The 9,096-nt window shown below is 57.9% G+C and carries 9 protein-coding genes; 6 read left to right on the plus strand and 3 right to left on the minus strand.

Annotated elements, in window-relative coordinates:
• The first annotated feature begins 1 nt into the window (after position 1).
• From mlaD to murA, 5 genes are read left to right on the plus strand one after another with little or no spacing between them, the layout of a single operon-like run.
• The gene (gene mlaD, locus BN1130_RS10545) at positions 2-499 is read left to right on the plus strand and encodes an outer membrane lipid asymmetry maintenance protein MlaD (RefSeq protein WP_042041915.1); all 498 of its coding nucleotides are present in this window, start codon (positions 2-4) and stop codon (positions 497-499) included.
• A gap of 2 nt (positions 500-501) precedes the next feature.
• Positions 502-1,134 (plus strand): phospholipid-binding protein MlaC, encoded by a 633-nt coding sequence (gene mlaC / locus BN1130_RS10550; protein WP_042041916.1) that lies wholly within the window; start codon positions 502-504, stop codon positions 1,132-1,134.
• Positions 1,131-1,403, plus strand: coding sequence for an STAS domain-containing protein (locus BN1130_RS10555; protein WP_042041917.1), 273 nt, complete (start codon positions 1,131-1,133; stop codon positions 1,401-1,403). The genes mlaC and BN1130_RS10555 overlap by 4 nt, the downstream gene beginning before the upstream one ends.
• On the plus strand, positions 1,403-1,660 hold the full coding sequence (gene ibaG / locus BN1130_RS10560; protein ID WP_005891007.1) for a BolA family iron metabolism protein IbaG: 258 nt from the start codon (positions 1,403-1,405) through the stop codon (positions 1,658-1,660). The genes BN1130_RS10555 and ibaG overlap by 1 nt, the downstream gene beginning before the upstream one ends.
• A 17-nt stretch (positions 1,661-1,677) precedes the next feature.
• Positions 1,678-2,934, plus strand: a complete 1,257-nt coding sequence (murA, locus tag BN1130_RS10565) for a UDP-N-acetylglucosamine 1-carboxyvinyltransferase (RefSeq protein ID WP_042041919.1) — start codon at positions 1,678-1,680, stop codon at positions 2,932-2,934.
• Positions 2,935-3,010: 76 nt separating this feature from the next.
• Here the strand turns inward: murA and pmbA are convergent, their stop codons facing one another.
• The gene (gene pmbA / locus BN1130_RS10570; RefSeq protein WP_042041921.1) at positions 3,011-4,354 is read right to left on the minus strand and encodes a metalloprotease PmbA; all 1,344 of its coding nucleotides are present in this window, start codon (positions 4,352-4,354) and stop codon (positions 3,011-3,013) included.
• A 112-nt stretch (positions 4,355-4,466) separates the two neighbouring features.
• On the opposite strand from pmbA, the gene yjgA reads away from it, so the two are divergent.
• Positions 4,467-4,991: a ribosome biogenesis factor YjgA gene (gene yjgA / locus BN1130_RS10575; RefSeq protein WP_042041922.1), complete on the plus strand. Its 525-nt coding sequence runs from the start codon at positions 4,467-4,469 to the stop codon at positions 4,989-4,991.
• 75 nt (positions 4,992-5,066) lie between these two features.
• On the opposite strand, the gene BN1130_RS10580 is transcribed toward yjgA, so the two are convergent.
• Complete coding sequence (locus BN1130_RS10580; protein WP_042041923.1) at positions 5,067-8,165, minus strand: transglycosylase domain-containing protein; 3,099 nt, start codon at positions 8,163-8,165, stop codon at positions 5,067-5,069.
• Between the two features lie 205 nt (positions 8,166-8,370).
• Positions 8,371-8,688, minus strand: coding sequence for a PTS system regulator TmaR (gene tmaR / locus BN1130_RS10585; protein WP_042041924.1), 318 nt, complete (start codon positions 8,686-8,688; stop codon positions 8,371-8,373).
• Positions 8,689-9,096 lie beyond the last annotated feature (408 nt).

Consider the following 9,096-nt stretch of genomic DNA (forward strand, 5'->3'; position numbering starts at 1 on the left):
GATGAAGTTCAGCAAAGTAGAATTCCTGGTTGGCGCCTTCATGCTGGCCGGCATCGCGGCCATTCTGGCGTTGGCATTGCAAGTCGCCGGTTTGAGCTTTAAACCTGAGGGAGAAACCTATACCCTGCGCGCCCATTTCGATAATATCGGCGGCCTGAAAGTGCGCTCGCCGATCAAGGTGGGCGGCGTGGTAGTCGGTCGAGTCAGTGACATCAGCCTGGACAGCAAAACCCAGGTGCCCGTTGTCACCCTGGAGATGCAAAAGAGTGCCGGAGAGTTCTCCGAAACCAGCAGCCTCTCCATCCTGACCTCTGGCCTGCTCGGCGAGCAATATATCGGCCTGGCACCCGGTTTCTCCGACGAGGAGATGGGGACAGGCATGCTCAAGAATGGTGACACCATAGAAGACACCAAGTCCGCCATAGTGCTCGAGGATCTGATTGGCAAGTTCTTGTATAGCCAATCTTCCGACAGCAAAGACGACACCAAGAAGGAGTAACCATGTTGAAGAAAATGACCCTGCTGATCGGGCTGATGACCAGCATATTGTTCTCCTTGGTGGCCCAGGCCGAGAGCTATCCGAGCGACCCCTATGCTCTGGTCGATACCGCAGCCAAGCAGACGTTCGCCCGCTTGAAGGCCGATCAGGCACAAATCAAGCAGGATCCGGATCACCTGAGAGTCATCATCCGCGAAGAGCTGCTGCCCTACATCGACACCCGCTTTGCTGCCTACAAGGTGCTCGGCAACCAGATCAAAGAGACCACCCCGGCCCAGCGTGATGCCTTCGTGCAGGTGTTCACCGAATACATGGTGAGCTCCTATGCCGATGCCCTTGCCCATTTTGACAAGCAGGTGGTCAAGGTTGAACCGGGCAAGCCCGCGACCGGTAACATCACGGCGGTCAGCGTCAGCGTCAAGGAGAGCGGCAAGCCCGATCTCTTCCTCGAATTCAAGCTGCGCAAGAACAACAAGACCGGTGAGTGGAAGGCGTTTGACATGGTGGCCGAAGGTATCAGCCTGCTCTCCGCCAAGCAGAGCGAGCTCGGTGGCCTGATCCGCCAGAACGGCATAGACGCCGTGATTGCCCAGCTGCAGGCCCACAACGCCAAGCCGCTGGTACTCAAGTCATGACATTCGGTGCCGACCTGCAATCCGAGCAGGTCATCACTCTGTGGCAGAGCCGCGATCAGTGGTGGCAGCAAGACAGTCTGGACCTCAGCCAGGTCGAGCGACTCGACTCCGCCGGGCTGGCGCTGCTGGTCAAGTGGGCCAAGGCCGCACTGGCCCGGGGCGCCCAACCACAGCTGATCAATGCCACCGCCGACATCTATACTCTGGCGACCCTGTACGGGGTCGTCGCTCTTTTCCAACCCATTGCCCAACAAACCGAGGACGCATAATGCAAGTCTCTGAAATTGAAGCACTACTCCTAGAGGCATTGCCCCTGTCCGAAGTGCACGTCAAAGGGGATGGCAGTCACTACCAGGTGATCGCCGTCGGCGACATGTTCGACGGCATGAGCCGGGTCAAGAAGCAGCAGGCCATCTACGCCCCGCTGATGGACAAGATCGCCACCAACGCCATTCATGCCCTCTCCATCAAGGCCTTTACGCCTACCGAGTGGGCCCGTGAACGCAAATTTATCCTGCCCTCCTGATTTGGTATTTAAGTAACATGGACAAATTCAAGATCGATGGTCGTTGTACTCTCAACGGCGAAGTGACCATCTCCGGCGCCAAAAACGCCGCCCTGCCGATCCTGTTCGCCACCTTGTTGTGTGACGAAGAGATCCAGCTCTCCAACGTGCCTCGCCTCAAAGATGTCGGCACCACCCTCAAGCTGCTGGAGATGCTGGGTGCCAGCACCAAGGTCAACGGTAACGTGACCGTACTGACCGGTGCCGTCAACAACCACGTCGCCCCCTATGAGCTGGTCAAGACCATGCGCGCCTCCATACTGGCCCTCGGCCCCCTGGCCGCCCGCTTCGGTGCCGCAGACGTCTCCCTGCCTGGCGGTTGCGCCATTGGAGCCCGTCCGGTCAACCTGCATGTGCATGGCCTGGAGCTGATGGGTGCCAAGATCACCATCGAAGATGGTTACATCAAGGCCCGTGTCGATGGTCGCCTCAAGGGTGCCCACATACTGATGGACATGATCTCCGTCACCGGCACCGAGAACCTGATGATGGCCGCGGCCCTGGCCGATGGCCGCACCGTGATCGAGAACGCCGCCCGTGAGCCGGAAGTGGTCGATCTCGCCAACTTCCTCAACACCCTCGGCGCCAAGGTACAGGGTGCAGGCACAGATACCCTGACTATCGACGGGGTCGAGAAGCTGCACGGTGGCGCCTACAGCGTCCAGCCGGATCGCATCGAAACCGGTACCTTCCTGGTCGGTGCCGCCGTCACCGGTGGCAAAGTTGTCTGCCGCAAGACGGACCCCTCCCTGCTGGAAGCTGTGCTGGTCAAGCTGGAAGAGGCTGGCGCACTCATCGAGAAGGGCCCAGACTGGATCAGCCTCGACATGACAGGCCGCACCCTCAAGCCGGTCACCATCAAGACGGCTCCCTACCCGGCCTTCCCGACCGACATGCAGGCCCAGTTTACCGTGTTGAACGCCGTCGCCAAGGGCACCGGCATGGTCACCGAGACCATCTTCGAGAACCGTTTCATGCACGTGCCCGAGCTGGTGCGGATGGGCGCGGATATCGAGTTGCAGGGTAACGTTGCCATCTGCCGTGACACCGAGCAGCTCAAGGGTGCCCAGGTCATGGCCACCGATCTGCGCGCCTCCGCCAGCCTGGTTCTGGCTGGCTTCGTCGCCGAAGGCACCACCATAGTCGAGCGCATCTATCACATCGACCGTGGCTATGAAGACATAGAGCACAAGCTGCAAGCCCTGGGTGGTCGCATCGAGCGCATCGCCGGCTAAAACCCATGCTGGCCAATAAAAAAGGCCCCCTCGCCAGGCGAGGGGGCCTTTTTATATTGTCTTGGCTGGCAAAGACTCAGTGGCCGGCCAGCTTCATGTTCTCGATCAGCACAGAGCCGGTCTTGAGGCTGGAGCGTTCATCTTCGTCGGTACCGACTGCCACTATCTGGCGGTACATGTCATTGAGGTTGCCCGCGATGGTGATCTCCTCGACCGGGTAGGCTATCTCGCCATTCTCGACCCAGAACCCAGCCGCGCCACGGGAGTAGTCGCCATTGACGATATTGACCCCCTGCCCCATCAGCTCGGTCACCAGCAGACCCGTGCCCATCTCCTTGAGCAAGCTCTGGAAATCCTGACCCGTGTTTGACACCTGCCAGTTGTGAATGCCACCGGCGTGGCCCGTGGTGGTCAGCCCCAGCTTGCGCGCCGAGTAGGAGGTGAGCAGCCAGCTCATCAGGCTGCCATCGCGGATGATGTCGCGATCCTGGGTACGCACCCCCTCACCATCGAAGGGCGAACTGGCCAAGCCCCCCAGCAGATGGGGGAACTCCTGGATCCTGAGCCAGGCAGGCAGGATCTGTTCACCCAGTCGACCTTGCAGGAAGCTCGACTTGCGGTAGAGATTGCCGCCGCTGATGGCCATCACCAGATGCCCCCACAGACCGGCTGCGGTATCGGGGTGGAAGAGCACAGGAGCATGGCGGGTCGTTATCTTGCGGGCACCAAGGCGGGCTAGAGTACGCTCTACGGCCTCATCGGCGATGCGTTGCGGGCTCCAGAGCCCGGCAAGGTCACGGCTGGAGGAGTAACCATAATCACGCTGCATGTCGCCATCCTGCTCCCCGATCAGCATGCAGCTCAGAGAGTTACGCGAAGCCGCATAGCCCTTCACAAAACCGTGACTGTTGCCATAGACCTTGATGCCGAGGTGGCTGGAGAAACCGGCACCATCGGAGTGCTTGATCCGGCTGTCTCGATTCAGGGAGAGCCGCTCGCACTCGATAGCCAATGCGATGCCACGCTGGGGATCCAGTTCTATGGGGTGACAGAGCTGCAAGTCCGGGGCATCCCAGGCGAGCAGCTCGGGATCGGCCAGGCCGGCACAATCATCGGCCGAGGTGTGGCGGGCAATCTCGATGGCCGCTTCGACGGCGGCACGAATCGCGGACTGGCTCAGATCCGTGGTCGATGAGGATCCCTTGCAACCGTTACGGTAGACGGCGATGCCCAGCGCCCCATCCTTGTTGAATTCGATGCTTTCCAGCTCGCAGCCGCGGGTATTGACCGACAAACCGGTCTGCTTGCTGATAGAGACCTCCGCCAAGGAGGCGCCCAGCCCTTTGGCAATCTCAAGCGCCTCGGCCACCACGGCCTCCAGTTGCGCCTGATCCTGGCGGATTTCGTCTTGCTGCGTCATAACTCAAGTCTGCGTGAAGAAAGGAAGGGGGCTAAGCATATCAGACCCCTGCGCCCAGCGGGAGAAACTGGTAACATATCGACCAAACGCGAATGACAGGATATGAAGAATAATGAGCCACTTTAACGATGAGCAAGAGTTGGATGACTGGGGCCCCAGCAAGAGCCAGTTGAAGCGTGAGGCCGAGATACTGCAGCAGATGGGTGATGATCTCGTCGATCTCAGCCACAGTGAGCTGGAACGTATCACACTGGACGAAGAGCTGGCGGAAGCCATCGAGCTGGGTCGTAAACTCAAGCCCAAGAAGGATGAGTCCTACCGCCGTCACCTGCAGTTCATCGGTAAACTGATGCGCAGTCGCGACATAGCGCCCATCACCGAAGCACTGTCGATCTTCAAGAATCGCCACTCCACCATCAATGCTCGCCTGCACCGCCTGGAGCAGTGGCGCGAGCGCTTGATTGTCGAAGGGGACGAGGCACTCAATGAACTGATGTCCCAGTTCCATGAACTGGATCGCCAGAAGCTGCGCCAGTTGATCCGCAACGCCAAGAAAGAGCGCGAGCATAACAAGCCGCCCGCGGCGTTTCGCGAGATCTACCAGTATCTGCGTGGCGAGATAGAAGACCAGTTGTAAGGGAAGTGCTGGGCGGATATCGCCATAAAAACGGGGCCATCAGGCCCCGTTTTCGTATCTGGCATTCTCTTGTTCTCAACCCGCAACCGGTGCCAGACACTGGGTCTGGGTCCCAGGCACCAGATAAGGAGTGAGCAAGGGTGCCATGCCCTTGAGCACCTGCACTGGCAGCGCCGACGTGAAGCGGAACTTGTCTGACTGACTGCCAGGTACATAGGCGGTCAGGGTTCCGAAGTGATCATCGCCGATGAAAAACACGAAGGTAGCCGTGCGGTTACGAGCCAGGGAGCTGGTGACATTGCCGTAGCGTCCCACGGTTTCGAGCCTGTTGTCCCCTGTCCCCGTCTTGCCACCCATGGTCAGCACTGTGCCGTCGGCCAGGGTAAAGGCGCCAGAGATGCGCCGCGCCGTGCCGCCTTCCACCACTTTGGAGAGCGCACCCCGCAGGGCTGTCGCCACCTCGGAGGGTAGCACCCGCTCACCCTGGGTATGGAGTGGCTCAAATTCGGTCTCGAACGGCGTGCCCTTGGCAAACGACAGGTGGTCGATGCGTAAGGTCGGTGCCCGGATACCATCGTTCTGAATGATGCCCATCAGCTCCGCCAGGGCCGCTGGCCGGTCGCCCGAGCTGCCCAGGGCGGTGGCCAGAGAGGGCACCAGGTGATCGAACGGATAGCCCACCTTGGCCCAGCGCTGATGAATGTCGAGGAAGGCCTCCACCTCCAGCATGGTACGAACCCGGGTATCGCGGGCACTGCGATGGCGGGTCTTGAACAACCAGCTATAGACCTCCTGACGTTCGTCCCGACTCGCCAGCACCGCATCGGCGAACGTCGCCTTCTCATAGGCCTTGAGATAGGAGACCAGCCACAGTTCGAGAGGGTGTACCCGCGCGATATAGCCCTGATCCGGTAGTGAATACTTACCTGGACCATAAGAGTCATAGAGCTGGCTGATACGCTTTTCACTCAACTGATTACGCAGCACCTTGGGCAGACGCGCATCCAGGAAGGCGGTGAAGGTCGGTAAATCCGCATCGGGGTAGAGATAGCGATGCACCGCCGCCAAACGACTCGCACTCGGTTTGAGCCCATCGAGGAAGGTATCGATCTGCTCGGTCGGGGTCTTGCCATTGTATTTGCGCCAGAAGCGCAGCAAATAGGTCTGCCCCTCCTTATCGGCAAACCGGGTCAGATACTCGGTGCGGCGCGGATCCTTGTCATCCTTGAGCAGCTGATTGCGGTTACCTTCCTTGTAGAGGGTATAGCGCACCAGATCACGCATCAGACGCACGAATGGCAGGTTGAGGGACTCGCGCAGCGCGTCACGGATCGACGGATTGCGATTGTTATCGTACTTGTTGAAGTTGTTGAAGGTGTGCATGCCGCCGCCCGTGAAGAAGCCTTCATAGGGGCTGGCCGAATATTTGCGATCCAGTGCCACCTCCAGCATGGTGGACAGGCTCTTGTCCTTGGCCGAGGCCAGATAGGAGACTGCCCAGCGGCTGATGTTGTCCTGGGGGGAGAGATCCAGCTTGCGCAGGTTCTCAGCCGGCATATCCACATAGTTGTCATGCAGTTCGGCGACGATCTGCAGATAAGTCGTCAGCACCCGCAACTTGGCGGTAGATCCCAGCTCCAGCTTGCTGCCCTCGTTGATGTCGAAGGGTTGATCCGTGTTGTCGGTCTGTACCCGAACCTTGAAGCCATCCTGGGATTTCTCGAACAGGGTAAAGCTGTAACGCACATCCCCCGTCTTCTCCGGCGAGAGTAACCGCTCACCAAATAAACCGACTTTCTCGGCAAAGACGGGATCGGCCAACTGATGCAGGTAGCCAGTGATCTCTTTTTGCAGCGGCATATTGAGGCTGGTCTCGGCGGTCAAATCCATGCGATCCAGATCGTACAACTGCACCCCTAGCTGGCGGCTCAAACGAGTGCGAGCAACCTGCAACCCCTTGTTGTTATTGACCTTGGTAATAGCAGGTGACTGCAAGAAATCCCGGTATTTGATCTTGGCCTTAAGGCCAGCCGCCATCAGATCCGGGGTGATCATGCCCTCTTGCACAAAGAGACGCAGATAGCTGTCGGTGAGCGCGGACAGGGCATCACGCCCCTGAGCGAGGTAGTAGGAGGGACGACGGTGGGCGATCATCAAGGAGACCACCTGGCGCAGTGCCAACCCTTTATCGTCCAGGGAGGCATCCTGATTGCGCGCAGGATCGAGCAGGCGATTCACCTCGGCCACATCGGCACCAAACCATACCCAGAGACCATCACCCAGTCCATGCACCTCGCCATGACCAGGGGCTGCCGACAAGGGGACAGAGTTAAGGTAGGCCCAGGCGACCAGTTTGCGCGCTTCCAGGGTTTCAGGCCCCAATCGATAAGCCCTTACGCTGGCTGAAATCATCTGACGGATCTTCTCAGTCGGCGAGACGGTCAAACCATCGGGTGAGTGCCGGTATTTCTCCACTTGGGTTGCCAGGGTACTGCCACCCGCCGACTGCCCTTCCATGTCCAGCGCCTTGCCAAGCTGGGAGACGGCCGCCTTGGTAAAGCGTGGCCAGTCGACAGCGGGATTCGCCAAAGGCTGCTCATTACTCAGCAGATCGCGGTTCTCGATGAACAGCAAAGACTGCACGACCAGCGGCGGGATCGCGGCAAAATCGGGGTAGTAATAAGTGGGATAGTGGAACGCGTAGAAAGAGTCGGCCCGGCAGTCATGCAGGGTCAGACCAGCCTGTACCTTCTCGGTGTATGGTACGAAGAAACCACGTTTGGCATAGTCGTAGAGCGCATCGGAGAAGCGTACCTGCGCGCTTACCTCATAGCCTCGCTGAAGCAAGCGCTCCTGCATCATGGGCAACAAGACATAGCCCAACCGTTTATCAAAGGGGCCGTCATCCGGGAAGATAATCTGTTTGCTCGGCCCTGGCTCGACCTGATATGTCAGCTTGGCCGCATAACGGGAAATCTCTTGTGATTGAAGCTTGGAGGTCTTCATCTCGTAAGCGATCAGCAGGCCTGCCGCTATCAGGCAGAGCAAGATAAACAGACAGAATAGCCAACGCCACCAGGAGCGACGCTTGCGCTTTTTGGGACCGCCCTCTGGCGGGACGGGAAACTCTTGAGGTGCCACTGTATCCAGATCCGTCCGTTGTAATGCGCCCATATTTGCCCACCATGGTTACGCAATTTATTGTGTTTCACTCAAGCTTAGTCTTTTCAAGTCAATGGCTTGAAAACTATTCACCGCTTCGTGCCGATGGTAACAGGCCGACCTCCAAAATGGGAGTCGATTGTCTCGTTCTAACCCGCTGTACTCATGCAAAAACACCGGCGATGTGCCGGTGTTCAATATCTCTATCCTGGATGGATTACTTCTGGGAGCTCATCGCTTTCAGCTTGGAGCTCAGCTCCTTACGCTCCTTGGAGAGCTCAGCATTCTTGATGATATGGTCATCGACTCGCTCTTCATAGTCGGTGCGCATGTTGGCGATGATGGCCTGAACTTCATCTATGCTCATGCCCGGCTTGATGTAGTCACTTAGGTTATCGAGCAACAGTACTCGCTTCTGGTTATCACGGATTTTTTTCTCGTTATCGGTGATCTCGCGTTTGAGCTTGTTCTGACGACGAGACATACGCACGTATTCCAATACATCGCTAAAAGTAGATTTATTTACTTGTTCCATATCGATACCACTGACTCAAGGTTGATAAAAGCGGGGGGCAGGTTACGCCTGATACGAAAAACCATCTGCAGAAAAGCAGGCGAACATCACATCTCTTCACTCTACCGAGTTATATGACAGATACAAGCCTATTGCGTGCTAACGCTAGATGTCCGGCCAGTAAACATATGATTTGAAAAGAGGAAGTAAGCAGAAGGTAACATGGAGGATCTATTCCTTCCGGAATTTCAGGCATGAAAAAAGCCCGCTCGTGAGAGCGGGCTTTCAGGGTCTTGCTACCAGTCAAATGCCTCTGCATTTGTGGCCAATCACATCGCTGTGACCGTAATTAGGAGCCTGGCAGTGTCCTACTCTCGCATGGCGAATGCCACACTACCATCGGCGCTACCGCGTTTCACTTCTGAGTTC

Origin of the sequence: Aeromonas rivuli (assembly GCF_000820045.1) — a bacterium.
GTDB classification, from domain to species: Bacteria; Pseudomonadota; Gammaproteobacteria; order Enterobacterales; family Aeromonadaceae; genus Aeromonas; species Aeromonas rivuli.